At 66.8% G+C, this 15,525-nt stretch carries 19 protein-coding genes; 10 read left to right on the forward strand and 9 right to left on the reverse strand.

Annotation, left to right across the window (positions count from 1 at the left end):
- Positions 1-32 precede the first annotated feature (32 nt).
- A complete protein-coding gene (locus tag N7333_RS06020) occupies positions 33-1,424 on the reverse strand; it encodes a NorM family multidrug efflux MATE transporter (RefSeq protein ID WP_129482023.1) in 1,392 nt (463 codons plus the stop codon).
- A gap of 139 nt (positions 1,425-1,563) precedes the next feature.
- On the opposite strand from N7333_RS06020, the gene N7333_RS06025 reads away from it, so the two are divergent.
- Positions 1,564-2,481: a LysR substrate-binding domain-containing protein gene (locus N7333_RS06025; protein WP_003242358.1), complete on the forward strand. Its 918-nt coding sequence runs from the start codon at positions 1,564-1,566 to the stop codon at positions 2,479-2,481.
- Between the two features lie 95 nt (positions 2,482-2,576).
- Here N7333_RS06025 and N7333_RS06030 read toward each other — a convergent pair whose 3' ends face one another.
- On the reverse strand, positions 2,577-4,070 hold the full coding sequence (locus N7333_RS06030) for a YifB family Mg chelatase-like AAA ATPase (RefSeq protein WP_129482021.1): 1,494 nt from the start codon (positions 4,068-4,070) through the stop codon (positions 2,577-2,579).
- A gap of 34 nt (positions 4,071-4,104) precedes the next feature.
- Complete coding sequence (locus N7333_RS06035) at positions 4,105-4,365, reverse strand: accessory factor UbiK family protein (RefSeq protein ID WP_003242360.1); 261 nt, start codon at positions 4,363-4,365, stop codon at positions 4,105-4,107.
- A 410-nt stretch (positions 4,366-4,775) separates the two neighbouring features.
- Between N7333_RS06035 and glnK the strand changes: the two genes are divergently transcribed.
- The 4 genes from glnK (at position 4,776) to sutA (ending at position 7,619) form a co-directional block, all read left to right on the forward strand.
- Positions 4,776-5,114, forward strand: coding sequence for a P-II family nitrogen regulator (glnK, locus tag N7333_RS06040; RefSeq protein WP_003096476.1), 339 nt, complete (start codon positions 4,776-4,778; stop codon positions 5,112-5,114).
- Positions 5,115-5,443: 329 nt separating this feature from the next.
- Positions 5,444-6,694 (forward strand): ammonium transporter, encoded by a 1,251-nt coding sequence (locus N7333_RS06045; RefSeq protein WP_011920556.1) that lies wholly within the window; start codon positions 5,444-5,446, stop codon positions 6,692-6,694.
- Positions 6,695-6,792: 98 nt separating this feature from the next.
- Entirely contained in the window at positions 6,793-7,218 is a 426-nt protein-coding gene (locus tag N7333_RS06050) for a secondary thiamine-phosphate synthase enzyme YjbQ (RefSeq protein ID WP_003242364.1), read from the forward strand.
- Between the two features lie 77 nt (positions 7,219-7,295).
- Positions 7,296-7,619 (forward strand): transcriptional regulator SutA, encoded by a 324-nt coding sequence (sutA, locus tag N7333_RS06055; RefSeq protein WP_003242366.1) that lies wholly within the window; start codon positions 7,296-7,298, stop codon positions 7,617-7,619.
- Positions 7,620-7,752: 133 nt separating this feature from the next.
- Here sutA and N7333_RS06060 read toward each other — a convergent pair whose 3' ends face one another.
- From N7333_RS06060 to N7333_RS06085, 6 genes are read right to left on the reverse strand one after another with little or no spacing between them, the layout of a single operon-like run.
- The gene (locus N7333_RS06060) at positions 7,753-8,454 is read right to left on the reverse strand and encodes an HAD-IA family hydrolase (RefSeq protein WP_003242368.1); all 702 of its coding nucleotides are present in this window, start codon (positions 8,452-8,454) and stop codon (positions 7,753-7,755) included.
- Entirely contained in the window at positions 8,451-9,398 is a 948-nt protein-coding gene (gene xerC / locus N7333_RS06065) for a tyrosine recombinase XerC (protein WP_129482020.1), read from the reverse strand. Before xerC ends, N7333_RS06060 begins: the two co-directional genes overlap by 4 nt.
- A gap of 14 nt (positions 9,399-9,412) precedes the next feature.
- On the reverse strand, positions 9,413-10,111 hold the full coding sequence (locus N7333_RS06070; RefSeq protein WP_011920559.1) for a DUF484 family protein: 699 nt from the start codon (positions 10,109-10,111) through the stop codon (positions 9,413-9,415).
- Entirely contained in the window at positions 10,108-10,938 is an 831-nt protein-coding gene (gene dapF, locus N7333_RS06075) for a diaminopimelate epimerase (protein ID WP_011920560.1), read from the reverse strand. Before dapF ends, N7333_RS06070 begins: the two co-directional genes overlap by 4 nt.
- 10 nt (positions 10,939-10,948) lie before the next feature.
- Complete coding sequence (gene lysA, locus N7333_RS06080) at positions 10,949-12,196, reverse strand: diaminopimelate decarboxylase (RefSeq protein WP_129482019.1); 1,248 nt, start codon at positions 12,194-12,196, stop codon at positions 10,949-10,951.
- 11 nt (positions 12,197-12,207) lie between these two features.
- Positions 12,208-12,333, reverse strand: coding sequence for a lipoprotein (locus tag N7333_RS06085; RefSeq protein ID WP_003242379.1), 126 nt, complete (start codon positions 12,331-12,333; stop codon positions 12,208-12,210).
- A 179-nt stretch (positions 12,334-12,512) separates the two neighbouring features.
- Here N7333_RS06085 and N7333_RS06090 point away from each other — a divergent pair, with 179 nt between their 5' ends.
- The 5 genes from N7333_RS06090 (at position 12,513) to N7333_RS06110 (ending at position 15,523) form a co-directional block, all read left to right on the forward strand.
- Complete coding sequence (locus N7333_RS06090) at positions 12,513-13,550, forward strand: AraC family transcriptional regulator (RefSeq protein WP_129482018.1); 1,038 nt, start codon at positions 12,513-12,515, stop codon at positions 13,548-13,550.
- Positions 13,551-13,619: 69 nt separating this feature from the next.
- Positions 13,620-13,952: an iron donor protein CyaY gene (gene cyaY, locus N7333_RS06095; RefSeq protein ID WP_003242383.1), complete on the forward strand. Its 333-nt coding sequence runs from the start codon at positions 13,620-13,622 to the stop codon at positions 13,950-13,952.
- Positions 13,942-14,139 carry a DUF1289 domain-containing protein gene (locus N7333_RS06100; protein WP_129482017.1) on the forward strand — a complete coding sequence of 66 codons (198 nt, stop codon included), beginning with the start codon at positions 13,942-13,944 and terminating at the stop codon, positions 14,137-14,139. The genes cyaY and N7333_RS06100 overlap by 11 nt, the downstream gene beginning before the upstream one ends.
- Positions 14,140-14,256: 117 nt before the next feature.
- A complete protein-coding gene (rnk, locus tag N7333_RS06105) occupies positions 14,257-14,664 on the forward strand; it encodes a nucleoside diphosphate kinase regulator (protein WP_003242388.1) in 408 nt (135 codons plus the stop codon).
- A 58-nt stretch (positions 14,665-14,722) separates the two neighbouring features.
- The gene (locus tag N7333_RS06110; protein ID WP_129482016.1) at positions 14,723-15,523 is read left to right on the forward strand and encodes a lipase family protein; all 801 of its coding nucleotides are present in this window, start codon (positions 14,723-14,725) and stop codon (positions 15,521-15,523) included.
- The last annotated feature ends 2 nt before the right edge of the window (positions 15,524-15,525 follow it).

Below are 15,525 nucleotides of genomic sequence, written 5' to 3' on the forward strand. Positions count from 1 at the left end.
CCAGGGGTGCGCCGCGCGCACCGCCCATGCCATCAGGACAGGCAAACTTCGCCGTCGACCCTGTCCTGCCGCTGCAGGCGTGCCGTCTTCCACTGGAAGCCCAGCACCAGGCCGCTCGCGGTCACCGCCAGGCCGGCCGCCAGCCCCCACCAGACGCCCTGTGCGCCCCAGCCGAGGGCGAAGGCCAGCAGCCAGGCCAGCGGCGCGCCCACGCACCAGTAGCCGGCCAGGCCGATCACCAGGGTCGTGCGACCGTCGTTCAGCCCGCGAATGGCGCCCATGGCGATGCTCTGCAGGCCATCGAACAGCTCGAACCAGGCGGCGATCGCCAGCAGGCTGACCGCCAGGGTCACGATCTCGGCAAAGGCCGGATCGTGACGGTCGAGAAACAAACCGATGATCCATTCCGGCAGCAGCCAGAACAGCAGGGCGAACAGCAGCATCAGCGCCGCGCCCAGACCCATGCCCAGATGACCGCTGAGGCGCGACAGCGGCAGACGCCCGGCACCGTAGTGCAGGCCGACGCGGAAGGTCACGGCATAGGACAGGCCCTGCGGCACGATGAAGGCCAGTGCCACGGTCTGCATGGCGATCTGATGCGCCGCCAGCTGTACGCTGCCCAAAGCGCCCATGCACAGGGTGGCAAAGGTGAACAGCCCCTGCTCGGCGGCGTAGGTGCCGCCGATGGGCAGGCCCAGGCGCAGCAATGAGCGCATCTGCGCGCGCTGCGGGCGGCCCAGGCCGCTGCGCAAGCCGTACAGGCGGTAGTGCGGCGCACGCAGGATGTACAGCGCCAAGGCCAGGGCCATGCCGGTGCTGACCAGCGCCGTGGTCATGCCGATGCCGCCCAGGCCCAGGCCCAGGCTGGGCAGGCCGAACCAGCCCTTGATCAGTGCATAGTTGATGACGAAGTTGGCCGCCGTGCCGGCGATGCTGATGGCCATCACCGGGCCGGGATGGCCGATGGCGCTGGTGAAACCGCGCAGGGCCATGAAGCACAGGTAGCCGGGCAGGGCCAGCGACAGCGGGCGCAGGAACTCCATGGCCAGACCCGCGGCATCGGGCGCCTGGCCCAGATGCGGCAGCAGCGGGCCCAGGCCATTGAGGCACAGCGCGCTGACCATGCCCAGCAGCAGCGCCAGCCACAGGCCGTTCTGCAGCAGGCGGGTGACCCCTTGCGGATCGCCGGCGCCATGGCGGATGGCGACCAGGCTGCCCACGGCGGCGATCACCCCGGTGCAGAAGATCGAGAAGATGAAGTAGCAGGTGGCGCCCAGCGCGCCGCCAGCCAGCTGCTTGGGGCCGAGCATCGCCATCATCAGCGTATCGGTGAAGATCATCAGCGCGTGGGCCAGCTGGGCGGAGATCAGCGGGCCGGCCAGGCGCAGCAGCGCGCCCAGCTCGTGACCAAGAGAATTCTTCATGATGAGTAAAACTTCGGCAGGATAAGCAGCCCCGGACTGTCGGGGAATGCGTGATGACAGCTATTCTGTGGTTTTAGTCGGATGCTCACAAAAGGAAAAAAGCCATGCGAGGCATGACTAAAACTCATGGATGGATGCCATGAATCGTCGCCTGCCACCGCTGTATGCGCTGCGCGCCTTCGAGGCCGCGGCCCGCCACGCGTCCTTCACCCGCGCCGCCGAAGAGCTGGCCATCACCCAGAGTGCGGTGAGCCGGCATATCCGCACGCTGGAGGACTACTTCGGCTGCCGCCTGTTCGAGCGACGTGGCCGCGTTCTGCAACTGACCGACCCTGCGCGTGCGCTGCTGCCGGGGCTGAGCGAGGGCTTCGATGCCCTGGAGCGTGCCAGTGCGGCGCTGCGCGCCGATGATCAGGTGCTGCGTCTGAAGGCGCCCTCGACCCTGACCATGCGCTGGCTGCTGGCGCGCCTGTCGCACTTTCGCCTGGCCAACCCCGACAGCGAGGTGCAGCTGACCAGCGCCTGGATGGATGTCGACAAGGTGGACTTTCGCCACGAGCCCTTCGACTGCGCGGTGCTGCTGTCCGATGGCCAGTTTCCGGATGAATGGGAAAGCGTGCTGCTGTTCGAGGAATGGCTGACCCCGGTGTGCGCGGCCGCGGACACCGAAGCCGGCCCCTGGTCGTTGGCGCGTCTGCAGGCGGCTGAGCAACTGCACCCGACCCCGGATCGCCGCGACTGGCGGCGCTGGTTGCAGGTCACCGGCCTGGGCGAGCGCATACCGCTGAAGACCGGTCAGCTGTTCGACATGCTCGAGCTGGGCATAGTCGCGGCGGCGCGCGGCTATGGCGTGTCCATCGGCGATCTGCTGATGGTGGCGGAGGACGTCAATGCCGGCCGGCTCGGCCTGCCCTGGCGTCAGGCGGTGTTCAGCGGGGCCAGCTACTACCTGGTATGGCCCAGGACGCACCGCGCCCAGGCGCGCCTGCAACGGCTGCGCGACTACCTGCTGGCGGAGGTGGCGGCGATGCGTTTGCCGGAGGTGGAGCGGCTGTAACGGCTGCGGCCTAGTCGGTCCCTGGTGCGCACGGCCACCCTACGGGATGGGCCGCGCTCGGAACCGTAGGGTGCGCCGTGCGCACCGGCAAGCTCTCATCCCATCCCCGGTCGGTACTGCAGCGCCTCGGCCAGATGCGTGCGTGCGATCTGCCGCTCGTCGGCCAGGTCGGCCAGGGTGCGCGCCACCTTGAGCACCCGGTGCGCGGCGCGCAGCGACAGGCCGAGGCGTTCGCAGGCATTTTCCAGCCAGTGACGATCCGTCTCGCTCAGGGCGCAGTGCTGGCGCAGCCCCGGCAGGTCGAGAAAGGCGTTGGCCACGCCCTGGCGCTGCAACTGCAACTCGCGCGCCCGCGCCACCTTGGCCGCCGCCTCCGCGGTGCTTTCGCCATCCTGCGCCGGCACCTCCAGCGCCGTGCTTTCGCGCGCCACGGTCAGGTGCAGGTCGATGCGGTCGAGCAGCGGTCCGGACAGCTTGGCGCGGTAGCGCTGGATCTGCTCCGGGGTGCAGCGGCAGCGGTTGCTCGCATCGCCCAGGTAGCCGCAGGGGCAGGGGTTCATCGCCGCCACCAGTTGAAAGCGCGCGGGAAAGCGTACCTTGTCGCGGGCCCGGGCGATGACGATATGGCCGCTCTCCAAGGGTTCGCGCAGCACCTCCAGAACCTTCCTGTCGAACTCGGGCAACTCGTCGAGGAACAGCACCCCCTGATGCGCCAGGGTGATTTCGCCGGGCTGCGGGCGACTGCCGCCGCCGACCAGGGCCGGCCCCGAGGCGCTATGGTGCGGTGTGCGAAAGGGGCGCTGCGGCCAGTGCTGCAAAGGCGTATGGCTGGCCACCGAATGGATCGCGGCGACCTGCAGTGCCTCGCTTTCGTCCAGCGGCGGCAGCAGGCCGGGCAGGCGGCTGGCCAGCAGCGTCTTGCCGGTGCCGGGTGGGCCGCTGAGCAGCAGGTTGTGCGAGCCGGCAGCGGCGACCAGCAGGGCGCGCTTGGCCGCCAGCTGGCCCTGGACTTCCGCGAGGTCCGGGTATGGCAGGCTCTGGCGTAGCAGCCCCTGCGCCTGATAGGGCGCGAGCGGGGCGCTGCCGTTGAGGTGCGCGGCGATCTGCAGCAGGTGATCGACGGCGATCACCTTCAGGCCCGAGGCCAGGCTGGCTTCCTCGGCATTGGCCGCCGGCACCAAGAGAGTGCGGCCGGCCGCGCGCGTGGCCAGTGCAGCCGGCAGTACGCCCTGTACCGGACGCACGGCGCCGGACAGCGCCAGTTCGCCCAGGCATTCGTATTCATCGAGGCTGGCTGCCGGCACCTGGCCGCTGGCGGCAAGAATCCCCAGGGCGATCGCCAGATCGAAGCGACCGCCGTCCTTCGGCAGATCCGCCGGGGCCAGGTTGAGGGTGATGCGTCGATTGGGGAATTCGAAGGCGGCGTTGAGGATGGCGCTGCGCACGCGGTCCTTGCTTTCCTTGACCGCGGTTTCCGGCAGGCCGACTAGGGTCAGTGCCGGCAGGCCGTTGGCCAGGTGCGCTTCGACGGTAACGGCCGGGGCTTCGACGCCGACCTGGGCGCGGCTGTGAACGATGGCCAGGGACATGATCGCTCCTTGATCGGTCCCACCTCCTGTTGGATCAGTCGGTGGGTGGGTTCAGCTTGGCTTCCAGTTCGGCAACCTTGGCTTCCAGCGCTTCGAGGCGGGCGCGGGTTCGGGCCAGGACCACCATCTGGCTGTCGAATTCTTCACGGCTGACCAGCTCCAGCTTGCTGAAGCCGCTTTGCAGCAGCGCTTTGAACTGAGCCTCCAGTTCGGCGCGCGGCAGCGGGCTGTCGCCGCTGAACAGGCGCGAGGCGTGGCTACTGAGGGTGTCGAGCAGGGCTTTGGGCGGCAGCATGGTCGGGTTCCGAGTACAGACGGCCGGCAGTGTAGCACGCAGCTGTACATGAGACGTTCCGGGGCGAGCTGCACAATTTTTGAGCATCGCCAAGACGGGCGACGCACCAAATTTGTGCGTATGACTTGCCTCCAGCCTGAGCCCGATGCCGCGGTTTGCCGTTAAAAGCTTGATACGCGGCACTTTTACGGGAGCTGGCAAGCTTTCTGCTTGGAGCCCAGCGACGCATGCACCGATGCAGTTCCGGTGCGGCAGGCGAAGCGGGGGAGTGTTTCGTCGGGAGCGGTTGGTGGGTATCGGCCACGCCAGGCTGGGGCGGCCGGTGCATTACAAAAGCCAGACACTGCGCTTAGACTTGAGCCGGGTTCGTAATTCCTGGGGCAAGTCCACCTTACACGGGAGAGAGTTTCATGAAGCTAGTCACTGCCATCATCAAGCCGTTCAAGCTGGACGACGTGCGCGAGTCGCTGTCGGAGATCGGCGTGCAGGGCATTACCGTCACCGAGGTCAAGGGCTTCGGCCGCCAGAAAGGCCACACCGAGCTGTATCGCGGCGCCGAGTACGTGGTCGACTTCCTGCCCAAGGTGAAGATCGACGTGGCCATCGCTGACGACCAGCTGGATCGCGTGATCGAGGCCATCACCAAGGCGGCCAACACCGGCAAGATCGGTGACGGCAAGATCTTCGTGGTCAACCTGGAACAGGCGATTCGCATCCGTACCGGCGAAACCGATACCGACGCGATCTAAGCCGCCTCCGAACCCCAAGCCCCAGGAGTAAAACCCATGACTCTGCGAACTTTCGCAGGGCTAGGAGCCCTTTTGTCCTCGAATTCCGGCCATGCGCTGTGTTCGAGGGCGGATGCCGGAGCTGGCGATGCCGTCGCCGCTCTGCTGTGCCAGACCCTCTCAGGTCTCGCGCTCCATGATGGGAACGCCTGGTCGCCTTGCGGCGCAAGGGGTTCAGCGATCCAGATCGAGCGTGACAACTACCTGTAAAGCATGCGGAACGCGTCCGGCGCCAACCTGGACGTTTCAACCGAATAGCGCACAACAAAAGCGCCGGCAAGAGGTGAAAAATGGATAACACAGCATTGACTGCATTGCAGTACGGCTTCGATACCTTCTACTTTCTGATCTGTGGTGCCCTGGTGATGTGGATGGCGGCGGGTTTTGCCATGCTCGAATCCGGCCTGGTGCGCGCCAAGAACACCACCGAGATCCTGACCAAGAACGTCGCGCTGTACGCCGTGGCCAGCGTCATGTACCTGGTGATCGGCTACCACATCATGTATTCCAGCCCGGAAGGCGGCATCCTGCCGAGCCTGGGCTTCCTGATCGGTGACGAGAACACGGCCGAGGCCGTTCTGGCCGGTGGCGACGACGCCCCCTACTACTCGACCCGTTCGGACTTCTTCTTCCAGGTGGTATTCGCCGCGACCTGCATGTCGATCGTTTCCGGCGCCGTTGCCGAGCGCATGAAGCTGTGGGCCTTCCTCGCCTTCGCCGTGGTCATGACCGGCTTCATCTACCCGGTTCAGGGCTTCTGGAAATGGGGTTCGGGCTTCCTCAACGAAGCCGGCTTCCTCGACTTCGCCGGTTCCGGCGTGGTGCACATGGCCGGTGCTTCCGCTGCGCTGGCCGGTGTCCTGCTGCTCGGTGCACGCAAGGGCAAGTACGGCTCGAACGGTCAGGTCAACGCCATTCCTGGCTGCAACCTGCCGCTGGCGACCCTGGGTACCTTCATCCTGTGGATGGGCTGGTTCGGCTTCAATGGCGGCTCGCAGCTGAAGATGAGCACCATCGAGGATGCCAACGCCGTGGCTCAGGTGTTCGTCAACACCAACATGGCCGCCGCCGGTGGCCTGATCGCCGCACTGATCGTGGCACGCATCCTGTTCGGCAAGGCCGACCTGACCATGGCCCTCAACGGTGCTCTGGCCGGCCTGGTGGCCATCACCGCTGAACCTCTGACCCCGAGCGCCCTGCAGGCCACCCTGATCGGCGGCGTCGGTGGCGCGCTGGTGGTGTTCTCCATCCTCGGTCTGGACAAGGTCAAGATCGACGATCCGGTCGGCGCCATCTCCGTACACGGCGTGGTCGGCGTCTGGGGTCTGCTGGCGGTCTGCCTGACCAACAGCGACGCCACGCTGGGCGCTCAGCTGCTGGGCATCGCCAGCATCTTCGCCTGGGTCTTCGTCGCCAGCCTGATCGTCTGGAGCATCATCAAGGCGGTGATCGGCCTGCGCGTCAGCGAAGAGGAAGAATACGAGGGTGTGGATATCGCCGAGTGCGGTATGGAGGCCTACCCGGAATTCACCAACAAGTGACACGCCGGTAAATCACAAAGGGCGCCTTCGGGCGCCCTTTGTTTTTTCCGGCGCCGCGCTAGAATGCGCGCGCTGGAGCCAACGGGAGTGAACCTGGGATGTGGCAGCAACGCATTATCAGTCTGCGTCCGCGTGAGCGAGGTTTCCATCTGGTGACCGAGGAAGTGCTGGAATTATTGCCGGAACTGTCGCAAGTGCGTGTCGGTCTGTTGCATCTGTGGCTGCAGCACACCTCGGCGTCCTTGAGCGTCAACGAGAATGCCGACCCTGCGGTGCGTCGCGATTTCGAACGCTTCTTCAACCGCCTGGTACCGCAGGGTGAGGCGGGCTACGAACACGATTACGAAGGGCCGGACGATCTGCCCGCGCACTTCAAGAGCAGTCTGCTGGGCTGTGCGCTGCAGCTGCCGATACAGGATGGACGCTTGGCGTTGGGCACCTGGCAGGGCATCTACCTGGGCGAGCACCGCGATCATGGCGGTAGTCGGCGAGTGGTGGCGACCCTGTACGGGGAGGCTATTTGAATTTTTTCCGGCCGGGCAGTGAAGGCTGCACGGCTGGGCTATAACTAACCTGCTTTTCGCAAGTCATGAGGTTGAACATGAGCGACGAAGACCTGGAACAAGACGATCTGGAAGGGGCTGACGAGGACGACGGTGAGGAGCTGGCTGCCGCCGACGACGGTGACAGTGGCGACGACGACGGCGATGGCGAGATCGTAGCCAGCGGCAAGAAGAGCAAGGCCAAGGCCGTCGAAGTCGACGAGATGCCCAGCATCGAGGCCAAGCAGAAGGAGCGCGATGCCCTGGCTCGAGCGATGGAGGAGTTCCTCGCCCGTGGCGGCAAGGTGCAGGAGGTGGAGCCCAACGTGGTCGCCGACCCACCCAAGAAGCCCGACAGCAAATACGGCAGCCGCCCCATCTGAGGACGGCACGCCACAAGAAACCCGCCCCTGTGGCGGGTTTTTTGTGTTCAGTGGTGCGGGGTCGCGTAGGGTGCGCCGTGCGCACCGGTCTTGTTTGTCTATCAGGCGGTGCGCACGGCGCACCCTACGGGAGTCAGCGTGTCCAGCTGCCCAGCAGCGCCGGCAGCTCGGCCAGGCTGGCGATCTGCGCATCCGGCGTGGTTTCGCCTTCCCAGATGCGCCCTTGCGGGTTGAACCAGATCGCCCGCATGCCGGCCGCCTGGGCACCGGCGATATCGTCGCTGGGGTGATCGCCGATATGCACGGCGCGTTCGGCGGCCACGCCGCCTGCGCGGCTGAGGGCTTCGCGGAAGGGTTTCGGATCGGGTTTGCCGATGCCCAGCTCTTCGGCGCACAGGGCGAAGCGGAAATACTCCGATAGTCCCAGGCGGCGCACATCGGCATTGCCGTTGGTGATCACCCCGAGCATGAAGCGCTCGGCCAGGGCTTCCAGCGTCGGGTGCACTTCGGCGAATAGCTCGACCTGATGGCGGGCGTTGAGAAACACCTGAAAGCCGGCTTCGGCCAGTGCCTGTGCCTCACCGTGCGGATAACCCGCCTCTTCCAGGGCATGAAACAGAATGCGCCGGCGCAGCTCGCTCAGGCGGTGCTTGAGCATGGGCTCCGCGTTGAGCAGGCGGCTGCGTACCGTCCACAGGTGCTCGACCGGCACCGCGCCCAGGCGCGGCGCATGCAGGGCCAGCCAGTTGCGCAGGGCCGCCTCGGCGTCCTGCATCACCGGCGTGACGTCCCACAGGGTGTCGTCGAGGTCGAAGGTGATCAGTTCAATGCTCATTCGGAACCGCCTTTGCGCTTGGCGCGCGGATGGGCCTGATCATAGACAGTGGCCAGGTGCTGGAAGTCCAGGTGGGTGTAGATCTGCGTGGTGGCGATGTCGGCGTGGCCGAGCAGCTCCTGCACCGCGCGCAGGTCCTGTGAGGATTCCAGCATATGACTGGCGAAGCTGTGGCGCAGCATGTGCGGATGCAGGTGCTGGCCCAGCTCGCGTACGCCGGCCTGGCGCACGCGCAGCTGCACCGCGCGCGGCCCCAGGCGGCGTCCCTGCTGGCTGATGAACACGGCGCCATCGCTGGGGCCTGCCAGCTTGCGCAGCGGCAGCCACTGCTCCAGGGCCTGGCGCGCCATGCTGCCGACCGGCAGCTCGCGCGTCTTGTTGCCCTTGCCGCGCACGCGCACCAGGCCGGCCGGCAGGTCGAGACCATCGAGATCGAGGCCGACCAGCTCCGACAGGCGCAGGCCGGAGGAATAGAACAGCTCGAGCATGGCCTGATCGCGGCGGGCGATGAAGTCGTCCTCCACCGCACCGTCGAGCAGCTGCGCACTGCGGTCGGCGTCCAGCGTGCGCGGCAGGCGGCGTTCGCGTTTCGGCGGGCTCAGGCCGGCGGCCGGGTCGTGGCGGCACAGGCCCTCGCGCAGCAGGTATTGGTACAGGCCGCGGGTGGCCGAGAGCAGGCGTGCGAGGCTGCGGCTGGCCAGGCCCTGGGCATGCAGGCGGGCGATCAGGCGGCGCAGGCTGCGGGTATCCAGCGCGGCCCAGTCGCTCAGGCCTTCCGCTTCGCAGAAGGCCAGCAGCTTGCCGAGATCACGGTGGTAGCCGTCGAGGGTATGCACCGACACCTGGCGCTCGCGGCGCAGGTGTTCAAGGTAGGCGTCGAGATGGGCTTCAAGTGTCACGTGCCGGGTTCCGAACGGACCGATGGTGGATGAGCTGTGCGCCATCCACCCTACACGATCTAGCGTACCGAGCGCAGCGGTGTGGAAAAACTCGGCACCACGCGCGCCAGCACTTCGGCGATATAGCCGAGGAACAGGGTGCCCAGCGAGCTCTTGTAATGCTGCGGGTCGGCGCTGCCGATGGCCAGCACGCCATGCAGGCCCTGGTGACTGAGGCTGACCACGGCAGCGGAGCCGACCTGGGCGGCCTCGTCCTTGCCGAAGAGGAATTCCAGCTCGTGCGGACGCAGCACGCCGCAGATGGTCTTGCCGCCGCTGAGCAGGCCGCCGATCTGCTGGTGGGCTTCGGCCGAACTAACCGAGCGGCCCACCGGCAGCTTGCTGTCGCTGAACAGGATCAGGCCGACGAAAGGCACCTGAAACTCGCGACGCAGGCTGTCCTCCACTGCGCCGACCACCTCTTCCAGGCTGCCGGCATCGAGCAGGTCGAGCACCAGGCGACGGGTCTTGTCGAACAGACGGTCGTTGTCGCGGGCCACGTCCATCAGCTGGCCGAGGCGGTGGCGCATCTCGATGTTGCGTTCGCGCAGCAGCTTGACCTGGCGTTCGACCAGCGACACGGCATTGCCGGGCTGGTGCGGAATACGCAGTTCCGGAATCAGCTCCTCATGGTCGATGAAGAATTCCGGATGCAGGCGCAGATAGGCCGCGACGGTTTCCGAATCGAGCGGTTTGGGCGAATCCTGCTGGTCGGTCATAGGCGAACCTGTCCTTCGTATACGCGGGCAGCGGGCCCGGTCATCATAACCGGCTGACCTTCGCCTGCCCATTCGATGGACAGTTTGCCGCCTGGCAGTTCCAGTTGCACGGGCGAATCCATCCAGCCCTGGCGAATCGCCGCGACCGCGGCGGCGCAGGCGCCGGTGCCGCAGGCCTGGGTTTCGCCGGCGCCGCGCTCCCACACGCGCAGGCGCGCATGCTTGCGGTCCAGCACCTGCAGGAAGCCGACGTTGACCCGCTGCGGAAAGCGCGGGTGATGTTCCAGCTTCGGTCCGAGGGTGTGCACCGGGGCGCTGTCGACGTTGTCGACGCGCAGCACGGCATGCGGGTTGCCCATCGACAGCGCAGCCAGCTCGACGCTCTGACCTTCGACGTCGACGCGATAGGTCAGCGCCGCCTGCTCGGCCTGGAACGGCACCTGCGCCGGCTCCAGACGCGGTGCGCCCATGTTGACGCAGACCTGGCCGTCGTTCTGCACGCGCAGTTCGATCACGCCGCTCTTGGTCTCGACGCGAATGGTCTTCTTGGTGGTCAGGCGCTTGTCCAGCACGAAGCGGGCGAAGCAGCGCGCGCCGTTGCCGCACTGCTCCACCTCGGAGCCGTCGGAGTTGAAGATGCGGTAGCGGAAGTCGACGTCCGGGTGGCTCGGCGGTTCGACGATCAGCAACTGATCGAAGCCGACGCCGGTGTGACGGTCGCCCCACTGCTTGGCATGTTTGGGTTGCACGTGGGCATGCTGACTGATCAGGTCGAGGACCATGAAGTCATTGCCCAGGCCGTGCATCTTGGTAAAGCGCAATAGCATGGCGTCGCCCTCAGGCCGGCAGCAGGCTTTCGCCGGCGTAGAGCTCTTGGACGGTCTCGCGGCGACGCACTTCATAAGCCTGTTCGCCGTCCACCAGCACCTCGGCGGCGCGGCCGCGGGTGTTGTAGTTGGAGCTCATGACGAAACCGTAGGCGCCGGCCGAACGCACGGCCAGCAGGTCGCCTTCTTCCAGCACCAGCTGGCGGTCCTTGGCCAGGAAGTCGCCGGTCTCGCAGATCGGCCCGACCAGGTCGTAGTGGCGCGCTTCGCCGTCACGCGGCTGCACCGGCGAAACGTCCATCCAGGCCTGGTACAAGGCCGGGCGGATCAGGTCGTTCATCGCCGCATCGATGATGGCGAAGTCCTTGTGCTCGGTGTGCTTGAGGTATTCCACCTGGGTCAGCAGCACGCCGGCATTGGCCACGATGAAGCGGCCCGGTTCGAACACCAGGGCCAGATCGCGGCCTGCCAGGCGTTTGCGCACGGCGGCGATGTAATCGCCGGCCAGCGGCGGCTGTTCGTCGCGATACTGCACGCCGAGGCCGCCGCCCAGGTCCAGGTGCCTGATGTGGATGCCGCGGGCGGCCAGCCGGTCGACCAGCAGCAGCAGGCGGTCCAGGGCATCGAGGAAGGGTTCGAGGGTGGTCAGCTGCGAGCCGATATGGCAGTCGACGCCGACCACCTCCAGGTTCGGCAGCTCGGCGGCGCGGGCGTAGACCGCCTCGGCCTGCTCGATGTCGATGCCGAACTTGTTTTCCTTGAGGCCGGTGGAAATGTACGGGTGGGTGCCGGCGTCCACGTCCGGGTTGACCCGCAGCGACACCGGCGCCTTCAGACCCAGTTCGGCGGCAACCTTCTGCAGGCGCTCCAGCTCGACGCTGGACTCGACGTTGAAGCAGTGCACGCCCACTTCGAGGGCGCGGCGCATGTCGTCGCGGCTCTTGCCGACGCCGGAGAAGACGATGCGGCTCGGCTCGCCACCGGCGGCCAGCACGCGCTCCAGCTCACCGCTGGAGACGATGTCGAAGCCGGCGCCGAGGCGGGCCAGGACGTTCAGCACGCCAAGGTTGGAGTTGGCCTTGACCGCGAAGCAGACCAGATGCGGCATGCCGGACAGGGCATCGGCATAGGCGCGGTACTGCGCCTCGATATGGGCGCGCGAGTAGACGTAGGTGGGTGTGCCGAAGCGCTGGGCCAGCGCGGACAAGGCGACACCTTCCGCGAACAGCTCGCCGTCGCGGTAGGTAAAGGCTTCCATGGGGTGCTCCTTCAGAGTTCGAAACGGTCTCGGCTGTTACCGGCGTTTTCGTCGCCCGGCAGATACAGCGGGCCTTTCTGACCGCAGCCGGCCAGCAGGCAGACGGCGGCGAGGAGCGCGAGGGTCAGTCGCTTCATGGGACGGTCCTTGAATAAGCGTGAATTGCGCCCGAGTATACCGACCCCCCGTCACCTTGCCTATGCGCCCGGCGCCCGCCCGGCGGGGCGCTGGCCCAATTGGCGCCTTGGCCTGACGCGACCTCGCGCGGCATTTGCGCCGGCTTGGGTTAGCATTTCGCCAACACCCAGGAGGCTCGATGGAAAATCCCACGACGCTGGCCGGTTCGGTCTCGGTGGCTTACCTGCAGGGCCTGGTCGATCACCTGCAGCGCCAGGGCGTAGCCCCTGCGGCGCTGCTCGCCCACGCCCAGCTGACCCCGGACGTGCTGACCCAGCGTGACCAGCGTATCGCCGCCAGCGCCTACCTGACGCTGCTCGGCGAAGCGGTGCGCTACAGCGCGGACGACTGTCTCGGGCTGCATCTGGGCGAGTCGGTGCGCCCTGGCTACTACGGCGTGCTCGGCTACCTGATCATGAGTTGCGCGACGCTGGCCGACGCACTGCACCGGCAGGCGCGCTATGCCTCGCTGGTGGGCAATCTGGGCCTGGTCGGGCTCGACGACGAACCGCCGCGCCCGGGGTGCGAGGCGCAGGTGGCGCACACCTGGCAACCCTTGCTGGCGCAGCAGCAGCGCCAGCTGAGCGAGGAGACGCTGGCCGGCTGGGTCAGCTTCGGGCGCTGGATCAGCGGGCTGGACATCGCACCGACCGAAGTGCGTTTTCAGCATTCGGCGCCGGCCGATACCTCCGAGCACGCGCGGATCTTTCGCTGTCCGGTGCTGTTCGATCAGGCTGACAACGCCCTGGTGTTTCCCAAGCGTCTGCTGGCCGCGCCGCTGGGGCAGGCCGATGCCCAGGTGCGTCGCATGCTCGACGCCTATGCCGAACGCCTGCTCGCCGAGCTGAACCAGGGCCACAGCGTGCTCGACCGGGCGCGCCTGGAGCTGGCGCGACAACTGCCCGAGCGGGGACCGGATCTGGAGACGATCGCCAGCGCCCTGGCGCTAAGCCCACGTACCCTGCAGCGGCGTCTGCGCGAGGCGGGGCTGTCGTTCAGCCAGCTGGTGGACGAAACCCGCCAGCAACTGGTGCTGCACTACCTGCGCGACCCGGCGCTGGAGCTGGCCGAAATCGCCTTTCTGGTCGGTTTCAGCGAGCCAGGTTCGCTGGCGCGGGCGTTTCGTCGCTGGACGGGAGGGAGCCCGGGCGAGTACCGTCGCCACCTTCTTGGCTAGGCTGGTTAGTCCGGTCTGGCGTTTTCGCCTAATTTTTCTGCAGTCGCTGCACCTTGTGAGGACAACCCGATGAGCCTGAGCGAAGCCCGCTTCCACGATCTGGTCGATGCCACCCAGCAGGCGGTGGAGGACATCTTTGACGACAGCGGTCTGGACGTCGATCTGGAGAACAGCGCCGGCGTACTCACGGTGCGCTTCGACAACGGCAGCCAACTGATTTTCAGCCGCCAGGAGCCGATCCGTCAGCTGTGGCTGGCGGCGCGCTCGGGGGGCTACCACTTCGATTACGACGAGGCCGAAGGGCGCTGGATCTGCGACAGCAGCGACGAGCAGCTGGGCGAGATGCTGGTGCGCATCACGCTGGAACAGTCCGGTGCCGAGCTGGAGTTCGATGAGCTCTGATTCTGCCGACAGGCCGCTGGAGTCGCCGTGCCGCCGCCAGTGTTGCCTGGACGAGCACGACCAGTGCCTGGGCTGCGGCCGCACCCTGCAGGAGATTCTCGATTGGGGCGCGGCCGACAACGCACGGCGCCGGCAGATCGCCGCGGCGGCCGAACAGCGTCTGCGTCAGCGCCGGTCGCCCCCCTGACCGAGCGGTCTTGTTTATTTGTCCGGCTGTGTTAGGGTCGGAGCAACATTCAGCTGAACCCCGCCTTCGGGCGGGGTTTTGTTTTTTGAGCCTCACGCAAGGAGTCCGCCCGGCATCATGAACAATGCACCTGCCATCACCATTACCCGTCTCGATCTGCAGCGTCTGGAGCGTCTGCTCGACAGTCTGGATGAGTTCGGCCCCGGCGCGGCCGCGCTGCAGGCCGAGCTGGATCGCGCCGAGGTGGTGGGCCTCGACGAGGTGCCCGCCGGCCTGGTGACCATGAATTCGCGCGTGCACTGCCGTGAAGAGAGCAGCGGTAAGGACTATCACCTGACCCTGGTCTACCCGCAGGACGCCGGGGGCGAGGGGACGGTGAGCATTCTTGCGCCGGTGGGCAGTGCGCTGCTCGGCCTGTCGGTCGGTCAGCACATCGACTGGCCGGCGCCCGGCGGCAAGCAGCTCAAGCTGACCCTGCTGGCCGTCGAGTACCAGCCGGAAGCGGCAGGCGAGTACGACCGCTGACGCGCCGATTCGTCTGGACTAGAGTGAGGTTTCCAGCCTTCGGCAAGGAAGCCTCGCCATGTCCAGTCTGCCCCTGTATTTCCCGCCCACCTATCAGCTAGCGCGCGCCCTGCGCTGTGCCGAGCTGGTGGTGCTCGCGTACGATCAGTACGCGCAGTGGCTGGCGCAGCAGCGCCCGCGCAAGCCCCAGCAGTTTCACTGGCAGCCGCCTCAGCAGGCCGGCTGGCAGCTGTCCGCACCGATCTGGAGCATCCTCAGCGAGTGGTACGTGCTCGACGAGTCGGAGCCGTTCGGCTTCGCCGCGCGCGATGCGCAGGGCGACTGCTATCTGGTGTTCCGCGGTACCGAGTCGGTGCAGGACTGGCTCGACGACCTCGACCTGGATCAGCGCGCCTACCCCTGGCAGGCCGGTGGTGGCCTGGTGCACGACGGTTTCCTCAAGCTGTATGCGTCCCTGCGCGACCAGGCGTTGCTGGCGCTGGAACAGCTGCAGCCACAGGGCATGCTCTGGGTCTGCGGCCACAGCCTGGGCTGTGCGCTGAGCAGCCTGGCGGTGCCGGATCTGCGGCGACGCTGGCCCTTTCTGGCGCTGCAGCACTACAACTTCGCCAGCCCGCGGCTGGCCTCGCCGGCGTTCGCCAACTACTACAACGCGCTGGCCGTGCCCACCTATCGGCTGGTCAACGACAGCGACCTGGTGCCGGAGGTACCACCGGCGGACAGCGATGGCTGGCTCTATCAGCATCTCGGCCTGGCGGTGACCTTCACCGCCAGTTACGCAGGGGTTGCCGACAATCACAGCATGGGCGGCTGTTATCTCTTCGCACTGAACAATCCGCAGTCGCCGATGCGCGGCTAGCA

The sequence above is a fragment of the Pseudomonas sp. GD04158 genome (assembly GCF_029834875.1).
Taxonomy (GTDB): domain Bacteria; phylum Pseudomonadota; class Gammaproteobacteria; order Pseudomonadales; family Pseudomonadaceae; genus Aquipseudomonas; species Aquipseudomonas hydrolytica.

Coding starts and splice junctions, on each gene's coding strand:
- N7333_RS06020 (WP_129482023.1), bottom strand. CDS start 1,424: ATGAAGAATTCTCTTGGTCACGAGCTGGGCGCGCTGCTGCGCCTGGCC.
- N7333_RS06025 (WP_003242358.1), top strand. CDS start 1,564: ATGAATCGTCGCCTGCCACCGCTGTATGCGCTGCGCGCCTTCGAGGCC.
- N7333_RS06030 (WP_129482021.1), bottom strand. CDS start 4,070: ATGTCCCTGGCCATCGTTCACAGCCGCGCCCAGGTCGGCGTCGAAGCC.
- N7333_RS06035 (WP_003242360.1), bottom strand. CDS start 4,365: ATGCTGCCGCCCAAAGCCCTGCTCGACACCCTCAGTAGCCACGCCTCG.
- glnK (WP_003096476.1), top strand. CDS start 4,776: ATGAAGCTAGTCACTGCCATCATCAAGCCGTTCAAGCTGGACGACGTG.
- N7333_RS06045 (WP_011920556.1), top strand. CDS start 5,444: ATGGATAACACAGCATTGACTGCATTGCAGTACGGCTTCGATACCTTC.
- N7333_RS06050 (WP_003242364.1), top strand. CDS start 6,793: ATGTGGCAGCAACGCATTATCAGTCTGCGTCCGCGTGAGCGAGGTTTC.
- sutA (WP_003242366.1), top strand. CDS start 7,296: ATGAGCGACGAAGACCTGGAACAAGACGATCTGGAAGGGGCTGACGAG.
- N7333_RS06060 (WP_003242368.1), bottom strand. CDS start 8,454: ATGAGCATTGAACTGATCACCTTCGACCTCGACGACACCCTGTGGGAC.
- xerC (WP_129482020.1), bottom strand. CDS start 9,398: ATGGCGCACAGCTCATCCACCATCGGTCCGTTCGGAACCCGGCACGTG.
- N7333_RS06070 (WP_011920559.1), bottom strand. CDS start 10,111: ATGACCGACCAGCAGGATTCGCCCAAACCGCTCGATTCGGAAACCGTC.
- dapF (WP_011920560.1), bottom strand. CDS start 10,938: ATGCTATTGCGCTTTACCAAGATGCACGGCCTGGGCAATGACTTCATG.
- lysA (WP_129482019.1), bottom strand. CDS start 12,196: ATGGAAGCCTTTACCTACCGCGACGGCGAGCTGTTCGCGGAAGGTGTC.
- N7333_RS06085 (WP_003242379.1), bottom strand. CDS start 12,333: ATGAAGCGACTGACCCTCGCGCTCCTCGCCGCCGTCTGCCTGCTGGCC.
- N7333_RS06090 (WP_129482018.1), top strand. CDS start 12,513: ATGGAAAATCCCACGACGCTGGCCGGTTCGGTCTCGGTGGCTTACCTG.
- cyaY (WP_003242383.1), top strand. CDS start 13,620: ATGAGCCTGAGCGAAGCCCGCTTCCACGATCTGGTCGATGCCACCCAG.
- N7333_RS06100 (WP_129482017.1), top strand. CDS start 13,942: ATGAGCTCTGATTCTGCCGACAGGCCGCTGGAGTCGCCGTGCCGCCGC.
- rnk (WP_003242388.1), top strand. CDS start 14,257: ATGAACAATGCACCTGCCATCACCATTACCCGTCTCGATCTGCAGCGT.
- N7333_RS06110 (WP_129482016.1), top strand. CDS start 14,723: ATGTCCAGTCTGCCCCTGTATTTCCCGCCCACCTATCAGCTAGCGCGC.